Origin of the sequence: Thalassococcus sp. BH17M4-6 (genome assembly GCF_049323015.1) — a bacterium.
Lineage (GTDB): Bacteria > Pseudomonadota > Alphaproteobacteria > Rhodobacterales > Rhodobacteraceae > Puniceibacterium.
This window is the reverse complement of sequence record NZ_JBMPGU010000010.1, coordinates 125525-148033: the sequence shown is the minus strand read 5'-3', so window position 1 is coordinate 148033 and position 22509 is coordinate 125525. Positions and strand designations below refer to the sequence as shown.

Genomic DNA, 22509 nt, shown 5'->3' with positions numbered 1-22509 from the left:
TTTGTATAAAGATCGCACAAAATGACGCATATTTCCGGTTTGATCCATCTGAACACGTCAGAAGGTACCAAACAAGCGATTCCATGCGTACGCACGATTCAACTCAAGCGGACAAGGACGACTGAAATGACAGAGACAGACAAATCAGACAGCTCCCAAATCCTCGGCCTTGGGAAAAAGCCTTCCGAATGGGTCGAGCTGATGGCGGATATGGGCATCGACATTTCTGAGCGGACCCTGCGGGAGCGAGCAAACGAGACTGGTGCATTCTACCGCCTTGGGCGGACAATGCTGATCACACCGGCGCAGATCGACAAGATTTTTGAAGGAGGCCAGACATGCCGCTCGAAATCTACAAGAGGGGCCGAGTTTACTGGGCGAAAGGTTGGGTCGATTACAACGGCAGGCGCATCGCAGGCCCATACCGGCGAAGCACTAAGGCATCTACAGAAGCAGGCGCACGGGACTGGGTAGCCCGCGAAACAGAGGCGCAGATTCACCGATACGTTTTCGGGGATGAACCGCGCATGACCTTCTCTGACGCGATCTTGATCTACAAAGCGTCCCCGAAAGCGGCAAAACAGCTCATGCCAATCGTCGAAGAGATTGGCGAACTGCCTCTGTCCGCGATCTCGGGAAGGATGCTTAAGGAGCTAGGGCCAAAGCTTAAGCCAGATGCTTGCACAGATACATGGTGGCGGGAAATTGTGACGCCCGCCTGTGCAGTGATCAACAATGCCCATGATTTGAAGAATACGCCAATGATCCGCGTAAAGGCTTACGACAACTTTGAGCGGATCGCTCAAGACAAACGACGCAATAAACCGAGCCGTGTTGAGCGAAAACCAGCGGACAAGGAATGGATCGATGCGTTTTGCCGAGCCGCCGATCCCTACAACGCCGCTTTGGTCCGGTTCATGTTCGAGACAGCGGCGCGGATCGATCAGGCTGTCTCCATAGAGCCTGACGATCTGCGTCCCAACGAGCATAAGGTCAGGATCAAAGCGCAGAAGGGCCACCCGGAAAGCTGGATCACTGTCTCGCCGCAGATGATGGACGAGCTTCTGGCACTGCCTCCCAAGCGCCCCAAGAACCGCAAGACCGGCAACTTCATGAAACCGCGTGTGTTCGGCTATGGCAGCTCGACTGGCTACAACACGCGCTGGAAGACCATATGCAAGAGCGCGGGCATCCCGTACCTTTCGGCGCACCCGGCAGGGCGTCACGGGTTCTTCACTGAATTGGTCGTCCGTCAGGGCGTCGATCCCGTCACAGCGGCCAAGGCTGGGCGTTGGTCGGACCCCAATTTACCCATGCGTATCTATGCCCATGCAGAAACGGATGAGGCCGATGTCAGGGCCCGTTTTCGTACAAACCATGTACAGGCGGACACTGTACAAACACACAAGAGCAAGAAATCACAGAAGGAATAGCACTATGAACGGTTCCCTCCTAAGGGGCAGGTTGCAGGTTCGAATCCTGCCGGGGTCGCCAAAACCGTTCTGAGCTTGGACAGGAGTTCCCGGCCGCTCCCTCTCTAACCTCTTCTTTGGGTTTCGGTTTGTCCCGCCCGATCTGCTGACGGCAGAGGCACAACGCTTGCGACGGCTGTGCACGCCGCCAATAGATTTGCACATCGCGGGCAAAGCGGCCACGATCCCAGACAGGAACCGATACGTGCAATCAGGGGGCAAGCCATGCAATTCGTGACCAGTGACACCGTGGCCGGGCGGCTGTCGTGGACCGGTGTGATGCAGGCGCTGCGCGACGGGCACCAGAGGCCCAAAGCCGAAATCGGCGATCAGTTCCTGACCCGCGATCCGGACACGCTGCTCAGCCGCGCGGCCTGGATCGACGGGCTGGGCATCGGGGTGAAATCGGTCTCGGTCATGGCGGGGAACACCGCCCGCGGCCTGCCGACCGTGCAGGGGGCGATGCTGGTCTTTGACGACAGCGACGGGCGCATCGCCGCGGTGATCGACAGCGACTTGGTCACGCAATGGAAGACGGCCGGGGATTCGGTGTTCGGCGCCCGGCTGCTGGCCCGGCCCGACAGCGCAACCCTGCTGATCGTGGGTGCCGGGGTCGTCGCCGAAAACCTGGTGCGCGCCTATGCCGAGGTCTTTCCCGACCTGCGCCAGATCACGGTCTGGAACCGGACAGGGAGCAAGGCCGCCGATCTCGCCGCCCGGATGTCGGATGAAGGGTTTCCCGTCAGCGCTGCCACGGATCTGCCAAAGGCCTGCGCAGAGGCGGATATCATCACCACCGCCACCATGGCCAAAGAGCCGATATTGCAGGGCGACTGGATCACCCCCGGCACCCATGTGGACCTGATCGGCGCCTTCAAATCCGACATGCGGGAAGCCGATGATGCGCTGCTGCAAAAGGCCCGGATCTTCGTGGACAGCTATGATACGACGATCCACCATATAGGTGAGCTGATGATCCCGCTCGCCTCGGGCGCGATCGCCGAAAGCGATGTGCTGGCCGATTTTTACGAGCTGGTGGCGGGCGATCACGTCGGGCGCAGCGGGCAGGAGGAGATCACGGTCTTCAAGAACGGCGGTGGCGCGCATCTTGACCTGATGACGGCGGATTACATCCTGTCCACGCTGGATTAGGGCGGGATCAGCGGCCCAGCCAATCGCCGAGCCCGGTCCAGATCAGCCGCAGCGACACGAGGATCAGGATCACGTCAAGCGCCCGCTTGAACCCGTGGTCCGACATTCGCGTCAGAAGCAGGCGGCCCGTGACCGTCCCCAGAAACCCCGCGACGATCATCGCGAGGATGAAGCCCAGCCACGGGCCGAAGGCAAATCCCAGAAGGCCGAAGGCCACGACCTTGAGCAGATGTTGCAGCGTCATCAGGGTGCCGTGCGTTGCCACATGTTCCTGCCGGGGCAGCCGCAGCGACTTGGTGAAATTGGCGACAAAGACTCCGGTGGCGCCAAAGAACATGGTCAGAAAGCTCGATATCGTGCCGGTCAGCAGTGGCTGCGCCGAAAGCCAGGCGGGCGGGCGCAGCAGAACGCTCCAGATCACGAAAACGCCCACGCCGATCTGGACGACGGCGGGCGGCAGGTTGATCACGACCATGCCGCCCAGCCCGACACCCACGGCCGTGCCGACGGCGAAGGCCAGCACCGGCGGCCAATGCACATACAGCCCCAGCAACAGCGCACGAAAAAGGTTCGATCCCAGCTGCACCATGCCGTGCACGGGAATGAGCGCGGCAGGGGGCATGAGGCTGGCCATGATCGCCAGCAGCAGTGCACCGCCGCCGATCCCGAAGGCCACGGTGATGAACGACGCGACAAAACTTGCCAGCAGCAACCCGACCGTGACAAGAGGGTCGAACCCGCCCATGATCGCGCCTAGCTGATCCCACATCGGCCTGCCCCTGTACCTCCAACGACTGGACACGAGATGAAGAACACCTGCGACCTGCACGACGATTTCGGCCCAAAGCTCGAGATCGTTCCCTTCGGCCTGCGCATGTACGGCGGGCGGGACCGGTTCTTTGGCCCGGTGGAGACGGTGAAATGCCTTGAGGACAACAGCCGCATCAAGGAGCTGTCGCAGACCGCGGGCGAGGGGCGGGTGCTGGCGGTGGACGCGGGCGGGTCGGTCCGCACCGCCGTGATGGGCGACATGATCGCCGGGGCCTTTGCGGACAACGGCTGGGCCGGCGTGGTGATCTGGGGCGCGGTGCGCGATGTCGGCCAGTTGGCCGCGCTGGACCTGGGTGTGATGGCCCTGGGCCACATGCCCCGCCCGAGCACGCGACGGGGCGACGGCCAGGTCGGCATCGACATCCGGCTGGGCGAGGCGCGGATTTCGCCCGGCGCGTTTCTTGTCGCCGACGAGGATGGCGTGGTCATCTTTCCCCCGGGCGTGACCCCGCCCGCGGCCTGAGCGTCGCTCACCCCGGCGCCCCGACCTCGGGGTTGATCACGTGGATCGGTTCGCCCCGGTCATAGGCGTTGATCTGGTCGTAGATGTCCGAGAACTGCATATCGAGCTCATCCTCGGTCACGTAGCCGATATGCGGCGTCGCGATGACATTGGGATGAGAGATCACCGGTTCGCCGCTGTCGGTCAGCGGTTCGGTGTCAAAGACATCGAGTGCGAGGCGGCCGGGCCGCCCGGCCTCCAGCGCGCGCTCCAGCGCACCTGCCTGCACGAGGCCCGAGCGCGAGGTGTTCACGAAGGTCGCGCCGGGCTTCATCGCCAGCAGATCCTCTTCGGTGATGATGCCGCGGCTGTCGGGCGTCAGCCGCACGTGGATCGAGACGAAATCCGCCTCCGCGAAAAAGCTTTCACGGCTGTCGGCCACGGTTTCCCCGGCCTCAGCCGCGCGGGCGCGTCCGTCCTCGGACCCCCACCAGACCACGCGCATGCCGAAGGCACGGGCGTAGCTGGCCACCTGCTTGCCGATCTTGCCGTAACCATAAAGCCCCAGCGTCCGGCCAGAGAGGGTCTGGCCCGGCGCCAGTTGCCAGGTCCCGGCGCGGAGCGAGGCCATCTGCTGCGGGATCTGCCGGGCCGATGCAAGGATCAGCGCAAAGGTCAGTTCCGCCGCAGCGATCGACGGTTTGCCCGCCGACATGTTCGATGACAGCATCACGCCGTTTTCGGTGCAGGCGGGCACGTCCACATGCGGGTAGGCGCTGCGCTGGCTGATCAGTCGCAGGTTCGGCAGCCGTGCCAGCAGCGCCGCGGTGACCGGCGTGCGTTCGCGGAAAAGCACCAACGCCTCTGCTGCCTGCAGCCGGTCGGCCAGTTGATCGACATCCTCGGTATGATCGGTCCAGACGGTGACGTCATGGCCCCGAAGCTTTGCAAAACTGGGCAGGGTGCGCAGCGTATCGAACCAATCGTCGAGGATATGCACCTTCATCGCGATTCCACCCTGTCGGTGGGCGCGGGCATCCGAGGTGTCGGCACGAAAGGCGTTTGCGCCAGCGCGCCAAGCGCGGCCCCGATCCGGGCGCGTTCGCTAAGCAGGTGATTGAACTGCGCGTCACATCCCGAGATCGGCGTGGGATAGGCCGAGATTTCGGCGGCGATGGCCTGCTGTGCCGTCTGCAAGCTGTCGATGGCGGCGGTCAGATGTGTCTCGAAACTGTCGGGCATGGAATGCTCCTCTCGAAATGTATGCAATAGTATACCACAAATCCTGTTGCCACAATTATTCTTTACGCGGATGCGCGCGCTGCATCACCGGCGACATGATCCTGTCGCTGATCGGCAGATCCCAGACCGCCGCGCCGCCGGTCTTCGCAAACTCCGCCACACGCGCCGGAATTTCGGACAGATCGCGGATCGTTGCGCCGCCAATGCCGAAACCGCGCGCGATGGCGGCAAGGTCGGGCCGCCCAAAGACTGCGCCCGCGTCCGACAGCCCTTCGGCGCGAAGCTTGTGAATCTCGGACCCGAAGGCCCCATCGTTCAGCGCCACGATCAGGATGTTGAGGTTGTGTCGGCGGATCGTTTCGAGCTCTTGCACGTGCATGAGCAGGCTGCCGTCGCCGTCGAACATCACCACCGTGTCGTCGGGGCGGGCGGTGGCGACGCCGATGGCAAAGGAAATGCCGTTGCCGATGGCGCCGAATTCCCGGATCGTCAGGAAGGTGTCAAACGGACGCGACGGCATCTGCGCCGCGTAGTACGAACAGTGGCCCGAGGAATTGACCATTTGCCAACTGGCGGGAAGCGCGTTCTCGAACGCGGCGATGACCGCACGGGGGTCGTGGAGGCCAGGCTCTTGCGGCTGGTCCGACGCGTCGGCGGGGGCGGTGCGGATGCGGCGGGCCAGCGCGTCGCTGCGCCAATCGGTCGGGTTGCGGCGGACGGCCTTGGCCAGTGCCTCGGCCCCCAGCCGCGCGTCCGAGCGCAGATGCGCCTGCGCGGCGATCCGCCCCTGGCTGACAGTCACCGGGTCCACATCGACCTGCAACACCGCCGCGTCTGGCCAGAGCTTGCCGCCGTCGGCATTGTGCTTGGCCAGCGATGCGCCCACGGCGACGATCAGATCGGCCTGCGCCAGACAATCGCGTGCTGTGTCGGTCGAAAAGCCGCCCGCGATGCCGATGCAGAAGGGATCGTCGTGAAACAACCCGCGCGCGGGCAGGGTCGTGGCAAGCAGCCCGTCGCAGGCATCGGCCAGCGCGCGGCAGGCTGGACCGGCCCCGGCCTCGGCCGCGCCAAGGCCCGCCATCACCACCACCCGCCGGGCGGCGTCGATCATCCTGGCCGCGCGCGCCAGATCGTCCGGATGGGGCGGGATCGGCCCGACATCGGGCATCAGCGCGGCGGACGGATCGGGCAGGGCGGTGCTGCCCTCCCACACAGTGTTCTGAAGGTCGAAGGGCACGCCCAGCACCACCGGGCGGCGTTCGCGCCGCGCCTGCAGAAACGCATCACGCACCGCCTGTGGCATCCGTGCGGGCGCGTGCAGCGCTTGATAGGCGGCCCCGGTCGCGGTCACCAGCGGCGCCTGGTCGATCTGCTGGTTGTACCAGCTTTGGCCCAGCGGCGCCTCGCCCGCGAAAACCACCACCGGAATCCGCGCCCGCACCGCAGCGGGAAGCGCCGTCATCAGCTGCGTGACCCCCGGTCCGCAGGTCACCGTGGCCAGCCCGACCCCGCCGCTTTTGCGGGCATGAGCCATGGCGGCCGCGACAGCGCAGTGTTCATGCCGCACATAGATCATCGGCATCCCGGCCTCGGCCAGGCGGGTGGCGAAGTTCATGTTGGCATCGCCCAGCAGCGCGAAACACGCGCCGCTGTTCTCTTGCGCGACTGCGCGCGCGAGGATGTCGTAAAGCCGGGTCACACCCCGCCCCAGATCGAACGGGGGATCAGCACCTCGCCCCGCGCGATCAGGCGGGCGGTGCGGGTCAGCCCGGCGGACTGGAAATCCACGCCATCCGGGCGGGTGTCGTACTTGACCAGGACATCCATTTCGCCCATCGGGTGTTCGAGCGTCACCGCCGCGGGCGACGGGTCGATGGGCCGGACCAGCCCGTCGGCCACCGTGCCCGGGGCCAGCGCGCAGGCCGCCAGGCATTGCGCACCGGTGACCGCGACAGTGGGGTGGGTCGTCCAGGGCATGAAATAGCGCACCGCGAAATGCCCCTTGCCGCGTGGTGGGGCGATCAGGCCCAGCTTGGGCACGACGGATTTGCTGACGTCGCCAAAGCCCATCATCCGCCCCGCCTGCAGGCGCAGCGCTTCCATCCGGGCGAAAAGATCGGGCATCTTGTCCAGCTCTGTCTGGCTTTCGTGGCCGCTGATGCCCAGATCGGCGGCACGCGCGATCATCATCGGCATGGCCACGTCGACGCAGGACACCTCGATGCCGTCGATCACGTCCATCGCGTTGCCGGTGGGAAAGAACGCGCCGGTGCGCGAGCCCACGACCTCCATGAAATTCAGCGCGACGGGGGCGGCGGTGCCCGGCACTCCGTCAACCGCCGTGTCGCCGTCATAGCAGACGGCGCCGCCGGGGGTCTGCACCTCGGCCTCGACCAGCGCGCCGGTGTTCACGGCGCGGATGCGCACCGATGTCACGTCGCCCGCGACCGGCACCAGCCCCATCTCGATCGCCGCCGGGCCGACACCGACCAGGATATTGCCGCAGGTGGGGCCGTAGTCCACCAGCCGCTCTTCCACCGCGACCTGGGCAAAGAAGTAATCGACATCCGCCGCCGGATCGTAAGAGCGGCTGAGCATCGCGACCTTCGTGGTCACGGCGTTGCCGCCGCCCAGCCCGTCGATGTTGCGCGGATTGCCGGCACCGACCACGGCGCACAAAACCTCGCTCAACGTTTCGCGGTCGGCTGGCAGGTCGTTGCGGCGGAAATAGGGCCCGCGCGACGTGCCGCCGCGCAGGAAATGGTAGGGGATGGCGGTCTGGCTCATGTCAGCTCCGATAGGCAGGTGCAAAGGGTGTCGGCAAAGGCGCGTGTGCCCAGCGGGCCGCCCAGATCGGCCGTGCGGCAAGGCCCGGTCTGCCCGCCAGTTCGGCGGCCACCGTTTTCCGGGTGGCCGCCGTGATCTCGGGCTCGATCCCGTCGCCGGGCAGGCAAAGCAGTGTCAGCGTCACGTCAGCGGCCAGGGCAGCCGCACGAATTCCTGCAGCAGACCCGGCGGGAAGTCACGGTTCAGCGTTCCTGCGATGAAACACATCGCGGCAATCCCCGCCGCCGACAGGATCAGCGAGCGTATCCAGCTTTGGCCGGCGCGCAGTCGGAAGAACGCCACCAGAAAGATCGCCAGCGCCAGGATGAAGCCCAGGAGCGCGCTGAGCACGAGCAGCACCCCGAACCACGCCAGCGTCGCCCACAGCCCATGCGGCGCCTCCGCATCTTCACCGCCGCGTTCGCGGTCGGCAAAGACCGGATCGTCCTCGGACGCGCGGACCATGCGGATCAGCAGGATGCAGAGCGCGATGATGCCCACGGTGGCCACGGTCATCGGAAAGATCTTGTCCGAGGTCATGCGGATCATCGAGGCGTTGATCCAGGCGGTGACGGTGTAGGCCAGCATGCACAGCAGAAAGATCAGCGGTGCGCGTTTCTTGCCTGTGGCAACGGTGCCTTCGGGCAGGATCTGCTTGGCCTGCCGCAGGCCGACGATGACCGAAATCACCGTGACCGCCAGGATGACCAGCACGATGGGCGAAAAGATGTACTCAAGCCCTTCGGCCATGCCGCGGCGGAACTTGAAGCTGGCGATCTGGTTTGCCTGGTTGGCGAAATTCTCGGCCTGGTAGGACAGGACGAAGCCGATGAGGAACGCCGGGCGCGACCAGTCGAACCGGCGCAGGAAGATCCCCAGGATGCCCACGGCGAACAGCGCCACGAGGTCGCCCAGGCTTTGCCGCGACTGGAACGCCGCAAAGGCGATCATCATGAAAAGGAACGGGGCCAGCAGGGTGAAGCGGATCGTGGTGAGCTTGGCAATGCCGCCCGAGAGCGCGATGCACAGCCCGGCGCCAAAGACGTTGGCCAGCGCCAGCGACCAGACGATGGTATAGGTCGTGCTCAGGTCGTTGGTGATCAGCTGCGGACCGGCGTCGATGCCCAGCAGGGCAAGCCCGCCCAGGAAGACCGCCATCGAGCCCGATCCGGGGATGCCGAAGATCAGCGTCGGCACCAGCCCGCCGCCTTCCTTGGCGTTGTTCGAACTTTCCGGCCCGATCACGCCGCGCACGTCACCCGACCCGAAGCCGGACTTGTCCTTGGTGCTTTGCACCGTGTGGCCATAGGCGATCCAGTCGACGACCGACCCGCCAAGGCCGGGGATCACGCCGACCAGAACGCCGATCACGGAACAGCGCACCGACAGCCATTTGTTGGCCCACCAGTCGCGCACGCCCCGCATCCAGCCCGCCCCCAGCGACGCGTCCCGCGCGATTGATCCGTCCTGCCGCAGCAGCGAGATGATTTCCGGGATGGCGAAGATGCCAAGGCCGACGATCACCAGCTTGATGCCATCCACAAGGTAGGGAACATCGTAGGTCGCCATACGCAGGCCGCCGCCTGCCGCCGCTTCGCCGATGGTGCCGACAAGCAGGCCCAGGCAGGCCGCCGCCAGACCTTTCAGCGGAAGGCGTCCAGCCAGGATCGCCACCATCGACAGGCCCAGGATCGTGACCATCAGCATTTCGGGCGTCCCGAAAGATAGCACCAGCGGCCGCGCCACCAAGATAAAGAATGTCAAAACCGTCGCGCCCAGCAAGCCGCCGAAAAGCGATGAGGCAAAGGCCGCCGACAGCGCCCGCGCCGCCTCGCCCTTGCGGGCCATGGGAAAGCCGTCCAGCACGGTGGCCTGGCTGGCAGACGATCCGGGGATGCCCATCAGCACGCTGGCAAATGTGTCGGAGGTGGGCACCACCGCCACCAGCCCGACCATCAGCGCCAGACCCGATACCGGGTCCATTCCGAACATGAAGGGCAGCACCAGCGACAGCCCGGCGATGCCGCCCAGACCGGGAAACACCCCGACCGACAGGCCCAGGACCACGCCGATCATCAGGTACATGATCTGAGTGGGGTGCAGGATTAGGGAAAACGCTTCTCCCAGCGCCGGGAGCGCTGCCAGCAAGGTGTCCATCACCAGGGCCTTTCTATGAGGAGTGGGGGCAGTCGGGAACAGGATGTCCGGCGGCAGGAAGCACTGCCGCCGGACGGTCAGGCGCGGTCGCTTAGTTCAGCGACACGCCATAGGCTTCTTCCAGCCAGTTGGTGACATAGGCTTTCGCCTCTGCCGGGACTTTGGTGCCCTGCTCCAGCGTGTTCTGGGCTGCGTCGCCGGTCATCTGGGGATAGTCGCCCAGAACCGCGGCACTCCGCTCGGCGAAATCGTCGCGGTTCAGCACGTCCTGGAACGCCTTGGTATAGGTCACGATGGCGTCGTTGCTCGCACCCTTGGGCAGGAACACCATTTTCTGCGCCGGGAAACCCGCGATGAAGAAGGCCTTCCACGCGTTCCAGGCATCGCCTTCGGTGCTGCAGGCCGGGGTGGCTTCGCAGACTTCCTTGAAGGACGGCATGTCGGGGAAGGTCGGATCGCGCACGATGTTGCCGTCATCGTCCAGCGCGCCCCAGCTCATCATCGGGACGGCCTGGCCGGATTCGACCAGCGGCGTCACGCCCTTGAGGTAGGAGGACGAGGTCTGGTAGTCGATATTCGCCTCGCCGCGTTCGAACATCAGGCGGCCGTCACCGCGGCCTTCGATGCCAAAGACAGGCTCTACATTCATGCCCAGCATCTTCCAGGCCAGCAGCGGCACGAGGTCAAGCCGCGTGGCGCCCTGCGAGCCCCAGATGAAATTGGTGTCCTGCAGGCCGGTGGCATCCATGCCGTCCATCTTTTCGGCCAGATCGGGGGGCAGGTATGCGACACCGCCGGTGCCCGAAGCCAGCACGACATTCCAGTCGCTGTATTCGTACTTCACCCGAGGATCGCCCAGCAGGTAGGGGAACTGGGTCGAGCCGGACGAGCCGAAGATCAGCGTGCCTTCGCTGTCGGCATAGTCCTGATCCTGGAACCAGTTGGCCCCCTTGGTCGAACCCGCGCCGGGCATGTACTTGACCACGACGGTAGGCTGGCCGGGCAGAGCCTCGCTCAGCAGCGGGGCGTAGAAGTTGGCCCATTTGGCCGAACCGCCGGATTCCGAGAACGGAATGACGAATTCGACGGTCTGACCGCTCAGGTCGATACCGTGTCCGGCCGCCTGCGCGGTGGCCGAGAAAGTGAAAGAGGCTGCCACTGCGGCAACGCCAAAGGTGGCCGCGCGGGCCGTTTTTGCGATAGTCATGTCGTTCCTCCCATTTGCGGCGGGTGTTCCTCCCCCGACCGCGTTCACGAATCAACGGGACGCGCCCGCTTGATGTGACAAAGGTAACCTGCAAAACTTGCGTGAAGCTGACGTCTGTTCTTTTTTCGGGCAAAATTTGTGCGCATCGCCATCATCGAAGACAACGAAAGCGTGGCCAAGGGCATCGCCTACCGGCTGCAGGATCGTGGTCACGCCACCGACCTGATCCATGATGGCATCGCGGCGGACGATTTTCTGCGTGGCGACGGCAACGACCTGATCATCCTCGACATCAACCTGCCGGGGCTTGACGGTCTGGGCGTGCTGCGCAACCTGCGCGCCCGCGGCGACCAGCGCCCGGTGCTGCTGCTGACCGCCAATGCCGAGGTCACGGCGCGGGTGCAGGGCCTTGATGCGGGGGCCGACGATTATCTGCCGAAACCCTTCGACATGGACGAGCTCGAGGCACGGCTGCGCGCGCTTCTGCGGCGGCAGGGGCAGGATATCCGCACCCGCCGGGACTTTGGCCCGCTCAGCTTCGACACCCAGTCGCGGCAACTTTTCATCGACGGGACCGCGCAGGATCTGCCCCGGCGCGAGGTGTCGGTGCTGGAACTGCTGATCGCCGCGCCCGACCGGGTGGTGCCCAAGGCCGATCTGCATGAACACGTCTACGGCACCGGGTCGGACCATGACGACACCGCGATCGAGGCGCATGTGTCGCGCCTGCGCAAGCGGTTGAAACCCGGCGGCGTCGATATCCGGGCGCAGCGCGGTCTGGGCTACCGGATGGTGCTGGTGGACGACGGCGCATGATGACATCGCTGCGGCTTCGGCTGTTCCTGATCATCCTGCTGCCGCTTGTCCTGATCGCGGTCGGCGTCGGCGCCTGGCGCATTACCGCGGCCGAGGAAACGGCCCGCGACCTTTTCGACAAGAACCTGCTTGTCACGGCGCTTGCTGTATCGCGCGACGTGGCGATCCGCGACGGCGATGCGATATCCCCCGAAACCGCCGCCCTGTTGGCCGAAACGGGGGGCGGCGCGGTGAAATACCACGTCTACGCCCCCGACGGTGTCTTCGTGACCGGCTTTGCCTCGCCCCCGATTCCGGTGGATTTCGCTTGGGACAACAGCAAGACCTTTGCCTATTTCGATGCGGTGTCGCGCGGGGCCGACGTGCGGGTGCTGCGGCTACAATACGTCACGCAGATCGCGGGGTTTTCGGGCCCTTTCAAGGTGACGGTCTGGCAGGACAAGACCGCGCGCCAGGCCTTTGTCCGCGCGCAGGTGACCCGGGCGCTGACGGTGATGGCGATGCTGATCGGCACCACCGCCGTCGTCGTGTGGTTCGGCGTCAATCTGGGCCTCAAGCCGCTGCTCGACCTTGAAGACGCGATTTCGCGGCGCAGCCCCGCCGACCTCAAGCCGATCCAGCGCAGTGTGCCTGTTGAAACGCAGGGGCTGGTCGACCGGATCAACGTGCTGTTCGGTCAGCTTGCCGCGTCGATGGATGCGCAGGCGGCGTTCATCTCGGATGCGGCCCACCAGCTGCGCAACCCCATCGCCGGTCTGCGGGCCTTGGGCGAATCCATCCTGACCGCGCGGTCGCTGGACACTGCGCAATCCCGCGCCGCCGATCTGGTGCGCGCTGCTGCCGGGGCCGGGGATCTGGCCGAAAGCCTGATGACGCTGGAACGTGCCCGCGCCACGCCCGACGCGGCCCTGGCGACGCGGGCAGAGCTGGGCGCGCTGGCGCGGGGCGTGGTGGAGAAGCTGCGCACCGATCTGGACGAGGGCGCGCCCGAGCTCCTGTTCCAAGGCCTCGACCTGCCGGTGCATGTGTTGGCGGATGTCACCATGGTCGAAGAGGCACTGAAGAACCTGCTGCACAATGCGCTGGTGCACGGCGGGCCAAAATTGAGCCGGATCACCGTGACGATAGAGGCCACCAGCAACACCGCGATCATTGCGGTGACGGACAACGGGCGCGGCGTGGATCCTGCGAACTTCGACAAGATCCGCGCCCGGTTCGGGCAGGCGGATGCCGGCGAAGGCAGCGGGCTTGGCCTGTCCATCGCCGATGCGGTGGCGCGCAGCCACAAGGGGCGGCTGGACATCCGCCCGACGGATGCCGGGTTTTCGGTCGCGCTGGTCTTTCCGCGCGCGCCGGACGCCTAACGCCGCCGCACCACCAGCCTGGCCGCCAGCGGCGCGCAGGTGATCACGAAGAAGATGCGCACAAGGTGGTGCACCACGACGAACCCAAGATCGGCCCCCGCGACAATCGCCAGCACCGTCATTTCCGCCTGCCCGCCGGGGGCGAAGGCCAGGAACGCCTCGCGCGGGTCGGCGAGGCCGAAGAAGACGACCACCTCGGTAAAGCCGGCGGCAAGGGCCGCCAGCACCAGCACGAAGGCCACGCCCGCGAGCACGTCCTTGCGAAACTCGGCCAGGGTGATGCCGACATAGCCCACGCCGATTCCGATGCCGATCATGAACTGCGCGAACAGGATGCCCTCGGCCGGGGGGCGCGCGTGGATCAGCCCCAAGAGCGACAGGATCGCGGTCACGATCATCGGCCCCAGGATCGACGCACCGAAGAGGCCGATGCGTTCGCCGCCTTTCCAGCCGACCAGCGCGGCCACGACCATCAGCGCCATTTCGTGCAGTGGAAGGTCGGCGGCGGGCTGGCCGATGGGGTTGGTCAGTTCGGCCGCCATTCCCAGCGTCAAAATCGCCGGCGCGATGGACACGACGATCAGCACCCGGGTGGCATGGATCAGCGACAGCGCCCGCGGATCGCCGCCCGCCTCGGTGCCGAAGATCACCATGTCCTGCAATCCGCCGGGCATCGCGGCGTACCAGGCCGTGGCCTTGTCGAACCCGCACACGCGGTGGAAAAAGGGCACGCCTACCAGCGCGATCACCGCGACATAGATTGGAATCAGCGCTACCGAGGCGGCCATTTGTGGCAACTGCCCGACCAGCGCGGGCGTGATCGACGCGCCCACCGCCACGCCCAGGATCGTCCGCGCCGCGACCGAGATCTGCCCAAAGCCCCGAAGCCGCGCGCCCAGGAGGGCCGCCAGAAGGCTCGCGCTGAGCGGCCCGAAGAGGAACGGCAAGGGCAGGTTCAGCAGCCAGAACACCGCCACCCCCAGCCCTGCCAGCGCCAAGGTCAGAAGGCGCTGGCGCATCAGGGTTGCGGGGGCGAGCAGGGACATGCAGAACTCCGGTATTGCATCCACGTGTATACACAGGTATCCAATTCGCACGCAAGCAAGAAGGATCGCCATGCCCGACCCCGCGCCCAAGCTGGACCTGCCACCCGGACAGGATGCCTATCGCCAGATCGTGCGCGACATCCGCACCGGCACCTTGGCCCCGGGCGACCGGCTGACCGAAACCGACCTTGCCGCGCGTTTCGGCATCTCGCGCACGCCCGTGCGCGAGGCGATCCGCCAGCTCGAGGCGGACGGGCTCGTGGTGCACACGCCGCGGCTGGGGGCGACGATCCGCACGCTGGATCATTCCGAAATCTCGGAGCTTTACGAGATGCGCGCGGTGCTTGAAAGCACGTCCGCCCGGTTTGCCGCCCGCGCCGCGTCATCGGTTGAACTGGCAGAGATCGCCGCCATCCATGCCGCCATGTCGGCGGCACCGTCGGGCGACGATCTTTACCGGCTCAACCGCCAGTTCCACGCCGCCATCCTCGATGCCGCGCGCAACCGGTTCCTGCTGCGCGCGGTGGACTCGGTGCAAAAAACCCTGCTGATTCTGGGCCGGTCGACCATGGAACAGCCCGACCGGGCCGAGGCGGCGCTGGCCGAACATGGTCAGGTTCTGGCCGCCCTCGACGCGCGCGACGAGGATGCGGCGGAACGCGCGATGCGGCAACACATCCAGAACGCCCATGCCGCGCGCCTGCGCCAGATTCGCGACGCCCGCCCGCTGGAGCCCGGCACCGATGACCTTTGACACCCGGTACGATGTGATCGTCGTCGGTGGCGGCAACGCCGCCCTTTGCGCCGCGATCGAGGCCGCCGAGGCCGGATGCCGTGTGATCCTGCTGGAAAGCGCGCCCAAATCCTATCGCGGCGGCAATTCCCGCCACACCCGCAATTTCCGCTGCATGCACTCAGGCCCGCTGTCGGTGCTGACCGACAGCTATACCGAGGACGAGTATTTCGACGACCTCATGCGCGTGGTCAAAGGCAAGACCGACGAACACCTGGCCCGGCTGTGCATCCGCCGGTCCGAAGAGTGCCTGCCGTGGATGGAGGCGCATGGCGTGCGCTTCCAGCCGTCGCTGTCGGGCACACTGTCGCTCAGCCGGACCAATGCGTTCTTTCTGGGAGGGGGCAAGGCGCTGGTGAACGCCTATTACCGCACCGCCGAGGATCTGGGCGTGACCATGCTTTATGACGCGGAGGTCACCCATCTGCATGTCGAAGGCGACAGAGTGACCGGTGTCGACATGTCCCGCGACGGTGAGACCACCACGCTGCACGGCACATCGATCGTTCTGGCATCGGGCGGGTTTCAGGCCGATCTTGACTGGCTGGCGCGCGCCTGGGGGCCGTCGGCGCGCAATTTCCTCATTCGTGGCACGCCCTACAATCGCGGCGTCGTTCTGCGCGACATGCTGGATCAGGGCGCCGAAAGCGTCGGCGACCCGACGCAGTGCCACGCTGTCGCCATCGACGGACGTGCGCCGAAATTCGATGGCGGCATTGTCACGCGGCTTGATTGCGTGCCGTTCTCGGTCGTCGTCAACAAGGAAGGCCAGCGTTTTTACGACGAGGGCGAGGATGTCTGGCCCAAGCGCTATGCCATCTGGGGCCGGCTGGTCGCCGCGCAGCCTGATCAGGTGGGCTATGCGATCATCGACTCGAAATCCCTGGAGCTTTTCATGCCGTCGGTCTTTCCGCCGATCAAGGCAGATACGATTGAAGGTCTGGCGCAACAGCTGGGCCTGCCGGGGCGGCAACTGCGCGACACGGTCGACGCGTTCAACGCCGCCTGTCCCGAGGATGCGGAGGGCCGGTTTCATCCCACCGAGCTTGACGGTCTGGCCACCGATGGGCTGGAGCCGCCCAAGACCAACTGGGCGCGCCCGATCACCGAACCGCCCTTCTACGGCTACGCGCTACGCCCCGGCGTGACCTTCACCTACCTTGGGCTCAAGGTCGACGATACCGCCCGCGTCCGCTCTGCCGCCGGACCCTACGCGAATCTCTGGGCCGCCGGAGAGATCATGGCAGGCTCGATCCTGGGTCAGGGCTATCTGGCCGGGTTCGGCATGACCATCGGCACCGTCTTCGGACGCATCGCGGGACAGGAGGCCGCCGCCCATGCCCTATGACGACACCGACCTGACCCCGAAACTGTCCGAGGCCGCACGCCAGGTCGAGATCTGTAACGCCTGCCGCTATTGTGAAGGCTATTGCGCGGTCTTTCCGGCGATGTTCAAGGAACGAGCCTTCGGCTCGGGCGACCTGACGCAGCTTGCCAACCTCTGCCACAACTGCCGGGGCTGCTATTACGCCTGCCAGTACACCGAGCCGCATGAATTCGCGCTGAACCTGCCCGCCGCCCTGGCAGAGGCGCGTCACGAGTCGTGGGAACGCTTCGCCTGGCCCGCCGCTCCGGCGCGGCTTTTCCAACGCTCGGGCGTGGCGTTGGCCGGGGCGCTGGTTCTGGGCATCGCCGTGCTGTTCTGGGTGGCCGCGACGTTGGCTCCGGCAGGCGGCAACGGCTTCTATGCGGTGCTGGCGCATGGCACGATGGTGGCGATCTTCCTGCCTGCCTTCGTGTTGCCGCTGCTGGCCATCGGCGTGGGCCTGCGCCGCTACTGGGCCGAGGTGGGCGGTGCGCGGATCACCCTTGCCCACCTGGCCGATGCGGCGCGCAGCGCCGCAAAGATGCGAAACCTTGCGGGAGGGCAGGGCCAGGGGTGCAATTTCGAAGAAGAAGACCGCTTTACCAACGCCCGGCGTCACGCGCATCAGGCGGTGATGTGGGGCTTTCTTCTATGCTTTGCCTCAACCTCCAGCGGGACGGTGCTGCACTACGTCTTTGACATGCCCGCCCCATACGGCCCTTTCAGCCTGCCGAAACTTCTGGGCGTGCCGGGTGGTCTGTTGCTGACCATCGGTGCGGCCGCGCTGGTTTGGCTGAAAACCAAGGCCGACCCGGCGCTTGGCGCGCCCGCGCTTTGGGGGGCGGAGATGGCGTTTGTCCTGCTGCTGGGGCTGACCGGGCTGACCGGTCTGCTGCTCTATGCCGCGACCGGCACGGGCCTTGTCGCGCCGCTGCTGGCGATCCACCTGGGCGCGGTGCTGACCTTTTTCCTCAGCACGCCCTATTCGAAAATGGCACATGGATTTTATCGCATGGCGGCCCTTGTCCGGGATGCGCAAACAAGGCGCACCTGACCCGCGTCGTCGACAAATCCCCGGGCGGTTGCACGCATCTGCCGGATATGTCACCCACGGCCCTTTGACACGGAACCGATCAAAGAGGGGACCATGCCCGATCTGTCCACACGACCCAACGCCCCGTTCGATCTGCGCCCGCTGGCCGCGATGCTGACCGACGAAACCGAACTTGCGCTGGTCAATCCAAATGCGAAATACCCGTTCGACCCGCTGGAATGGCAGGACAAATGGCTTGCCGATCCTGATGACGCCTCGTTTTACCTCATGGATGAGACCGGGGCCGAGGTGGGCTTTTTCGCCCTGCGCATCGGGATCGGCCCCGAAGTGCGCCACCTGACCTATGTGTTCCTCGAAGACTCGGCCCGGGGCGGCGCTGGCGAACAGGTGACCGCGCTTGTCGAACAGGCCGCCCGCGACCTGGGCGCGCTGACCGTGACGCTGAAATGCGAAACCGATAACGAACCGGCGCTCAACGCCTACCTTTCGGCCGGGTATGAAGAGCTGGGCCGGTCGGGCGACACCGCCACGATGCGCCGCGACCTCGACCGCTGAACGGTCATTTGACCGTCAGCACCGCGCTGTCCGCATGGGCCGACAGCTTTTGTGACACACTGCCCAGCAGCAGGCCCTGAAGCGGGCCGCGACCGCGGCGCCCCATGACCAGCAGATCGGCGCCGACCTCCTTGGCGCGGTCGAGAATTGCCAGCGCGGGATCGCCGTGGCGCAGCTCGCTCGACGTGACCTTGGCGCCAGCCTCGTCGGCTTGCGCCTTGGCCGCGGTCAGCACCTCCTGAGCGGCCCTTTCGGTTTCTTCCTCGTTGACGGGAACCTCCACCGCAGAGGCACCGACGGCGATGGCGGTCATCTGGACCTCGGGCACATGCACCACGTGCAGTTCCGCACCTGATTGCTGAGCCAGGTCCGCCGCGGTATCCACCGCGACCTTGGCGTGATCGGAGCCGTCGGCGGCCACCAGAATTTTCTTGAACATCTCCTGTCCTCCTTCTTGTGTTCAGGAGTAGGTTAGAGGCTGGAGCGATGCGCGCCTTGATCCGCATCAAGGGAGCAGCCCGCAACCCTGCAACTGACGTAAGAACCCAAAGGGACACGTTCAATGCCGGATCCCAGGCTCGAAAAGATGAAGGCCGATGCGATGGCTTTCTACGACCGCATGTTCAACCTGTGCGACCCGCAGGGCGCGGTCGATGCCTATGCGGGCGATGTCTATATCCAGCACAACCCGCATGTGGCCGACGGCAAGCAGGCCTTTGTGGACTATTTCACGCGGATGGCGCGCGACTATCCCGGCAAATCCGTCACCTTCAAACGCGCCATCGCCGAAGGTGACCTTGTGGTTCTGCATTGTCACCAGGTCTGGCCCGGGTCGGACGACTACGCGGGAATCGACATCTTCCGCTTCGACGACGCGGGCAAGATCGTCGAACATTGGGACGTGCTGCAAGTGATCGGCGGCGTCTCTGCCAACGACAACGGGCTGTTCTGAAGCGGCCGGCGATTCAGGGGTGTCGCGACCTGCGATGACACTGGGCGCTACGACCGCGCCGGGGTCTCGGGCGCCGCGGGGTTGCCCTGGGGTTCGGGCACGTCGAGGGTCGACCAGGTCTGATCCTTCGGCGGTTCCGGGGTCGGCATGTCGAGCCCGCGGTGGATCGCCACCTTGGCGACGAAATTGGCGGTGATCGGCGCGGTCACGAACAGGAACGCCATGATCAGGATTTCATGCATCGATCCGTCGCCAAAGGCAAAGGAATGGATCATCGATGCCATCAGCAGCGAGCCCACGCCAAGGGTGCCCGCCTTGGTCGGCGCATGCAGGCGTTTCATCGGCGAATCGAGCTTCAGCAGGCCATAAGACCCCACCAGCACGAAAAGCGCCCCGATCACGAGGCAGACGGCTATGGCGATTTCGGCAATCTCGGTCCCGGTCATTCGATGATGTCCCCCCGCAGGATAAAGCGCGCATAGGCCACGGACGACACGAAGCCCAGCATGGCAAAGATCAGCGCCGCCTCGAAATAGATTTGCGTGCCCTGCGCGATGCCCAAGAGGACGATCAGGCCGATGGCATCTACCACCATGGTGTCCAGCGCCAGGATCCGGTCGCTGACATCCGGGCCCATGACCAGACGGATCATCGCCAGAAGCTGCGCCAGGGCCACCGCCACAAAGGCGATGAGCAGGCAAAGGTCGTAAAGCCGGTCCGGGGCGATCATTCGAAAATCTCCTTCAGGCGACGTTCGTAACGGTGCTTGATCTCGTCGCGCACCTCTTCGGGCGACGCGGCATCCAGCGCATGCACGAGCAGGCAATGGCCCTCATCGGACATGTCGGCGGACACGGTGCCGGGCGTCAGGGTGATGGTGCCCGCAAGGATGGTGATGGCCTCGGGCGTGCGCAGCTCGAGCGGGATGGTCACCCAACGGGTGCGCATTGCGGGGTTGCTGCGGGTGAGGACGATCCACGCGACCTGCACGTTCGCTACCAAGATATCCCAGATCACCACCAGCAGGTAGACGACGAACTTGCCCGCCTTGATGCCGCGCGGTGCGCCCGGCCAGTAGGCGGCCGTGCCCTGCGGGATGAGAATGCCGAGAATCGCGCCGAAGACGACGGTGCCCAGGGTCACCTGGTTGGCAAGCAGGCACCAGACCACGATCAGAAGCACCGTCAGGAACGGATGCGGCAGGAAGGAACGGGCGACCCGGGTCATTTAGTGTCCTCCGTCATGCGTTGCGTCCTCGCTTTCGTCGGCATGGGCATCCTCGCCGTAGCCGTCTTCGCCGTGCTTGTCCTTCGACAGGACCTTGCCCGGCGTGCTGAGCACGGTGACGATGTAATCCTGCGGCGCGAAAAGCTGCTGTGTGGTGGCGGCCATGTAGCGCGTGACCGGCCCCGCCAGCACCGTATGCGAGACCAGCAGTGCCAGCAGCGCGCCGATGGCCACCAGTTCGACCACCGGGGTTCGGCCCGCGGGATCGTGCGGTTCATGTGTGCCGCGGTTGTCCTCGGGCGACGACGCGTCTTCCGCTTCGGTCGCGACCTGGTGCGCTTTCCAGAAGATCACGCTGCCCGCGCGGGAAAATCCGACAACGGCCACAAGGCTCGACCCCAGGATGACGGCCCATGCGGTCCAGGCCAGCGGCGTGCCATAGGCCGCATCCAGTACCAGAAGCTTGCCGATGAAGCCCGATAGCGGCGGCAGGCCCGCCATGGCGATAGCGGCGGCAAAGAACATCGCGGCGATCATCGCGCCGCCCGCGATGGGCTTGGCCGGGTGCAGGCCCAGCCCCGCCCCGCCCCGGCCCGCCCGCACCAGATCGACGATCAGGAACAGGGATGCGGCGGCCAGCGTCGAATGGATCACGTAATAAAGCGCGGCAGTGATCCCGTCGGGCGTGAAAAGCGCCACGGCGGTGGTCAGCATCCCCATCGACCCGATCACGGAAAACGCCACCAGCCGGTCCATCGATTTCGCCCCCAGCACCCCGATCATGCCGACCGCAAGGCCCACCAGCGCCACCGGCAGCAGCCACATGCCGTAAAGCCCGCCGGTCGTCTCAAGCTCGGGCGGGAAGATCATCGTGTAGCAGCGGATGATCGCGTAGGCGCCGACCTTGGTCATGATCGCGAAAAGCGCCGCAACCGGGGCGGGCGCTTCGGAATAGCTGGCGGGCAGCCAGAAATGCAGCGGCGCGATGGCGGCCTTGATCGCAAAGACCATCAGCAGCAGCACCGCCGCGACGCGGATGCCGGTGCTGTTCTCGGGCGCGATGGCCGCGACGCGCCCGGCCAGATCGGCCATGTTGAGCGTGCCGGTTTCCGCGTAGATCGCCCCGAGAGCGAACAGAAAGAGCGTCGAGCCCAGCAGGTTGAAAAGCACGTATTGCGTGCCCGCGCGCAGCCTTGTGGTGCCGCCCGCATGGATCATCAGACCGTAGGAGGCGATCAGCAGCACCTCGAAAAAGACGAAGAGGTTGAAAAGGTCGCCAGTCAGGAAGGCGCCCATGATGCCCATGAGCTGAAACTGGAAAAGCGCGTGGAAATGCGGACCGCGTTTGTCCCACCCCGACCCGATGGCGTAAAGCAGAACCAGCACCGCCAGCACGGCGGTCAGCAGCACCATCATCGTCGACAGCCGGTCGGTGACGAGCACGATGCCGAAGGGGGCGGCCCAGTGGCCAAGCTGGTAAAGCCCGATGGTCCCGTCCGAGGCCTGCCATGCAAGACCGGCGCAGATCGCGACCAGCGCCAGCGTTCCGACCATGGAAAAGACGCGGCTGAGGTTCAGGTGGAACCGGACCACCAGCACGATGAACGCCGCAAGCATGGCGGGCAGGATAACGGGGGCAACGATCCAGTGGGTCATGCGCGGCCCTCCCGCTCATCGCCATCCGGCGGGTCGTTCACGTGGTCGTCGTCGGCCCCCAGAAACGCGCCAAGCGCGATCATCACCACCACCGCCGTCATGCCGAAGGAAATCACGATGGCCGTCAGCACCAGCGCCTGCGGCAGCGGGTCGGCATAGGTTTCGACCCCGTCCATCAGGATGGGCGGTGCGCCGATGGTCAGGCGGCCGCTGGCGAAAAGGAACACGTTGACCGCATAGGTCAGGAGCGACACCCCGATGATCACCGGGAAGGTGCGCAGCCGGAACACGAGGTAAAGTCCGGCGGCTGTCAGAAGACCCACGGCAGAGGCGACGAGAAGTTCCATG

The 22509-nt window shown here is 65.4% G+C and carries 26 protein-coding genes; 11 read left to right on the top strand and 15 right to left on the bottom strand.

Annotation, left to right across the window (positions count from 1 at the left end; all coding sequences use genetic code 11):
- Positions 1-21 precede the first annotated feature (21 nt).
- The 3 genes from ACOXXX_RS15190 (at position 22) to ACOXXX_RS15180 (ending at position 2624) form a co-directional block, all read left to right on the top strand.
- A complete protein-coding gene (locus ACOXXX_RS15190; protein ID WP_422827450.1) occupies positions 22-474 on the top strand; it encodes a hypothetical protein in 453 nt (150 codons plus the stop codon).
- A 53-nt stretch (positions 475-527) separates the two neighbouring features.
- Positions 528-1433: a tyrosine-type recombinase/integrase gene (locus ACOXXX_RS15185; protein ID WP_422827449.1), complete on the top strand. Its 906-nt coding sequence runs from the start codon at positions 528-530 to the stop codon at positions 1431-1433.
- A gap of 264 nt (positions 1434-1697) precedes the next feature.
- On the top strand, positions 1698-2624 hold the full coding sequence (locus ACOXXX_RS15180; protein ID WP_422827448.1) for an ornithine cyclodeaminase family protein: 927 nt from the start codon (positions 1698-1700) through the stop codon (positions 2622-2624).
- Between the two features lie 7 nt (positions 2625-2631).
- Here the strand turns inward: ACOXXX_RS15180 and ACOXXX_RS15175 are convergent, their stop codons facing one another.
- Entirely contained in the window at positions 2632-3393 is a 762-nt protein-coding gene (locus ACOXXX_RS15175; RefSeq protein WP_422827447.1) for a sulfite exporter TauE/SafE family protein, read from the bottom strand.
- Positions 3394-3429: 36 nt separating this feature from the next.
- Between ACOXXX_RS15175 and rraA the strand changes: the two genes are divergently transcribed.
- Complete coding sequence (gene rraA / locus ACOXXX_RS15170; RefSeq protein ID WP_422827446.1) at positions 3430-3918, top strand: ribonuclease E activity regulator RraA; 489 nt, start codon at positions 3430-3432, stop codon at positions 3916-3918.
- A gap of 7 nt (positions 3919-3925) precedes the next feature.
- Here the strand turns inward: rraA and ACOXXX_RS15165 are convergent, their stop codons facing one another.
- The 7 genes from ACOXXX_RS15165 to ACOXXX_RS15135 form a co-directional block, all read right to left on the bottom strand.
- Positions 3926-4903, bottom strand: coding sequence for a D-2-hydroxyacid dehydrogenase family protein (locus tag ACOXXX_RS15165; protein WP_422827445.1), 978 nt, complete (start codon positions 4901-4903; stop codon positions 3926-3928).
- Positions 4900-5139, bottom strand: coding sequence for a hypothetical protein (locus ACOXXX_RS15160; RefSeq protein ID WP_422827444.1), 240 nt, complete (start codon positions 5137-5139; stop codon positions 4900-4902). The genes ACOXXX_RS15165 and ACOXXX_RS15160 overlap by 4 nt, the downstream gene beginning before the upstream one ends.
- Positions 5140-5194: 55 nt before the next feature.
- The gene (locus tag ACOXXX_RS15155; protein WP_422827443.1) at positions 5195-6841 is read right to left on the bottom strand and encodes a thiamine pyrophosphate-binding protein; all 1647 of its coding nucleotides are present in this window, start codon (positions 6839-6841) and stop codon (positions 5195-5197) included.
- Positions 6838-7929 (bottom strand): 4-oxalomesaconate tautomerase, encoded by a 1092-nt coding sequence (locus ACOXXX_RS15150; RefSeq protein WP_422827442.1) that lies wholly within the window; start codon positions 7927-7929, stop codon positions 6838-6840. Before ACOXXX_RS15150 ends, ACOXXX_RS15155 begins: the two co-directional genes overlap by 4 nt.
- A gap of 1 nt (position 7930) precedes the next feature.
- Complete coding sequence (locus ACOXXX_RS15145) at positions 7931-8113, bottom strand: hypothetical protein (protein ID WP_422827441.1); 183 nt, start codon at positions 8111-8113, stop codon at positions 7931-7933.
- Positions 8110-10125 (bottom strand): tripartite tricarboxylate transporter permease, encoded by a 2016-nt coding sequence (locus ACOXXX_RS15140; RefSeq protein WP_422827440.1) that lies wholly within the window; start codon positions 10123-10125, stop codon positions 8110-8112. The genes ACOXXX_RS15145 and ACOXXX_RS15140 overlap by 4 nt, the downstream gene beginning before the upstream one ends.
- Positions 10126-10216: 91 nt before the next feature.
- Complete coding sequence (locus ACOXXX_RS15135; RefSeq protein ID WP_422827439.1) at positions 10217-11332, bottom strand: tricarboxylate transporter; 1116 nt, start codon at positions 11330-11332, stop codon at positions 10217-10219.
- 138 nt (positions 11333-11470) lie between these two features.
- On the opposite strand from ACOXXX_RS15135, the gene ACOXXX_RS15130 reads away from it, so the two are divergent.
- Both ACOXXX_RS15130 and ACOXXX_RS15125 read left to right on the top strand, forming a co-directional pair.
- Positions 11471-12148 carry a response regulator transcription factor gene (locus ACOXXX_RS15130; RefSeq protein WP_422827438.1) on the top strand — a complete coding sequence of 226 codons (678 nt, stop codon included), beginning with the start codon at positions 11471-11473 and terminating at the stop codon, positions 12146-12148.
- Entirely contained in the window at positions 12145-13512 is a 1368-nt protein-coding gene (locus tag ACOXXX_RS15125; protein ID WP_422827437.1) for an ATP-binding protein, read from the top strand. The genes ACOXXX_RS15130 and ACOXXX_RS15125 overlap by 4 nt, the downstream gene beginning before the upstream one ends.
- Here the strand turns inward: ACOXXX_RS15125 and ACOXXX_RS15120 are convergent.
- Positions 13509-14558 carry an AbrB family transcriptional regulator gene (locus ACOXXX_RS15120; RefSeq protein ID WP_422827436.1) on the bottom strand — a complete coding sequence of 350 codons (1050 nt, stop codon included), beginning with the start codon at positions 14556-14558 and terminating at the stop codon, positions 13509-13511. The genes ACOXXX_RS15125 and ACOXXX_RS15120 overlap by 4 nt on opposite strands.
- A 70-nt stretch (positions 14559-14628) precedes the next feature.
- Here ACOXXX_RS15120 and ACOXXX_RS15115 point away from each other — a divergent pair, with 70 nt between their 5' ends.
- The 4 genes from ACOXXX_RS15115 (at position 14629) to ACOXXX_RS15100 (ending at position 18326) form a co-directional block, all read left to right on the top strand.
- The gene (locus ACOXXX_RS15115) at positions 14629-15312 is read left to right on the top strand and encodes a GntR family transcriptional regulator (RefSeq protein ID WP_422827435.1); all 684 of its coding nucleotides are present in this window, start codon (positions 14629-14631) and stop codon (positions 15310-15312) included.
- Positions 15302-16699 (top strand): FAD-dependent tricarballylate dehydrogenase TcuA, encoded by a 1398-nt coding sequence (tcuA, locus tag ACOXXX_RS15110; RefSeq protein WP_422827434.1) that lies wholly within the window; start codon positions 15302-15304, stop codon positions 16697-16699. The genes ACOXXX_RS15115 and tcuA overlap by 11 nt, the downstream gene beginning before the upstream one ends.
- Positions 16689-17771 (top strand): tricarballylate utilization 4Fe-4S protein TcuB, encoded by a 1083-nt coding sequence (tcuB, locus tag ACOXXX_RS15105; protein ID WP_422827433.1) that lies wholly within the window; start codon positions 16689-16691, stop codon positions 17769-17771. Before tcuA ends, tcuB begins: the two co-directional genes overlap by 11 nt.
- A gap of 93 nt (positions 17772-17864) precedes the next feature.
- Complete coding sequence (locus ACOXXX_RS15100; RefSeq protein ID WP_422827432.1) at positions 17865-18326, top strand: GNAT family N-acetyltransferase; 462 nt, start codon at positions 17865-17867, stop codon at positions 18324-18326.
- Between the two features lie 4 nt (positions 18327-18330).
- Here the strand turns inward: ACOXXX_RS15100 and ACOXXX_RS15095 are convergent, their stop codons facing one another.
- Entirely contained in the window at positions 18331-18765 is a 435-nt protein-coding gene (locus ACOXXX_RS15095; RefSeq protein ID WP_422827431.1) for a universal stress protein, read from the bottom strand.
- A 123-nt stretch (positions 18766-18888) separates the two neighbouring features.
- Here ACOXXX_RS15095 and ACOXXX_RS15090 point away from each other — a divergent pair, with 123 nt between their 5' ends.
- Positions 18889-19278, top strand: a complete 390-nt coding sequence (locus tag ACOXXX_RS15090; protein WP_422827430.1) for a nuclear transport factor 2 family protein — start codon at positions 18889-18891, stop codon at positions 19276-19278.
- Between the two features lie 47 nt (positions 19279-19325).
- Here the strand turns inward: ACOXXX_RS15090 and ACOXXX_RS15085 are convergent, their stop codons facing one another.
- The 5 genes from ACOXXX_RS15085 to ACOXXX_RS15065 are packed head-to-tail and all read right to left on the bottom strand — an operon-like array spanning position 19326 to position 22508.
- A complete protein-coding gene (locus ACOXXX_RS15085; protein ID WP_422827429.1) occupies positions 19326-19724 on the bottom strand; it encodes a Na+/H+ antiporter subunit G in 399 nt (132 codons plus the stop codon).
- Positions 19721-20008, bottom strand: coding sequence for a K+/H+ antiporter subunit F (locus ACOXXX_RS15080; protein ID WP_422827428.1), 288 nt, complete (start codon positions 20006-20008; stop codon positions 19721-19723). Before ACOXXX_RS15080 ends, ACOXXX_RS15085 begins: the two co-directional genes overlap by 4 nt.
- A complete protein-coding gene (locus ACOXXX_RS15075; protein ID WP_422827427.1) occupies positions 20005-20505 on the bottom strand; it encodes a Na+/H+ antiporter subunit E in 501 nt (166 codons plus the stop codon). Before ACOXXX_RS15075 ends, ACOXXX_RS15080 begins: the two co-directional genes overlap by 4 nt.
- Positions 20506-22161, bottom strand: coding sequence for a monovalent cation/H+ antiporter subunit D (locus tag ACOXXX_RS15070; protein WP_422827426.1), 1656 nt, complete (start codon positions 22159-22161; stop codon positions 20506-20508).
- A complete protein-coding gene (locus tag ACOXXX_RS15065) occupies positions 22158-22508 on the bottom strand; it encodes a Na+/H+ antiporter subunit C (protein WP_422827481.1) in 351 nt (116 codons plus the stop codon). Before ACOXXX_RS15065 ends, ACOXXX_RS15070 begins: the two co-directional genes overlap by 4 nt.
- Position 22509 lies beyond the last annotated feature (1 nt).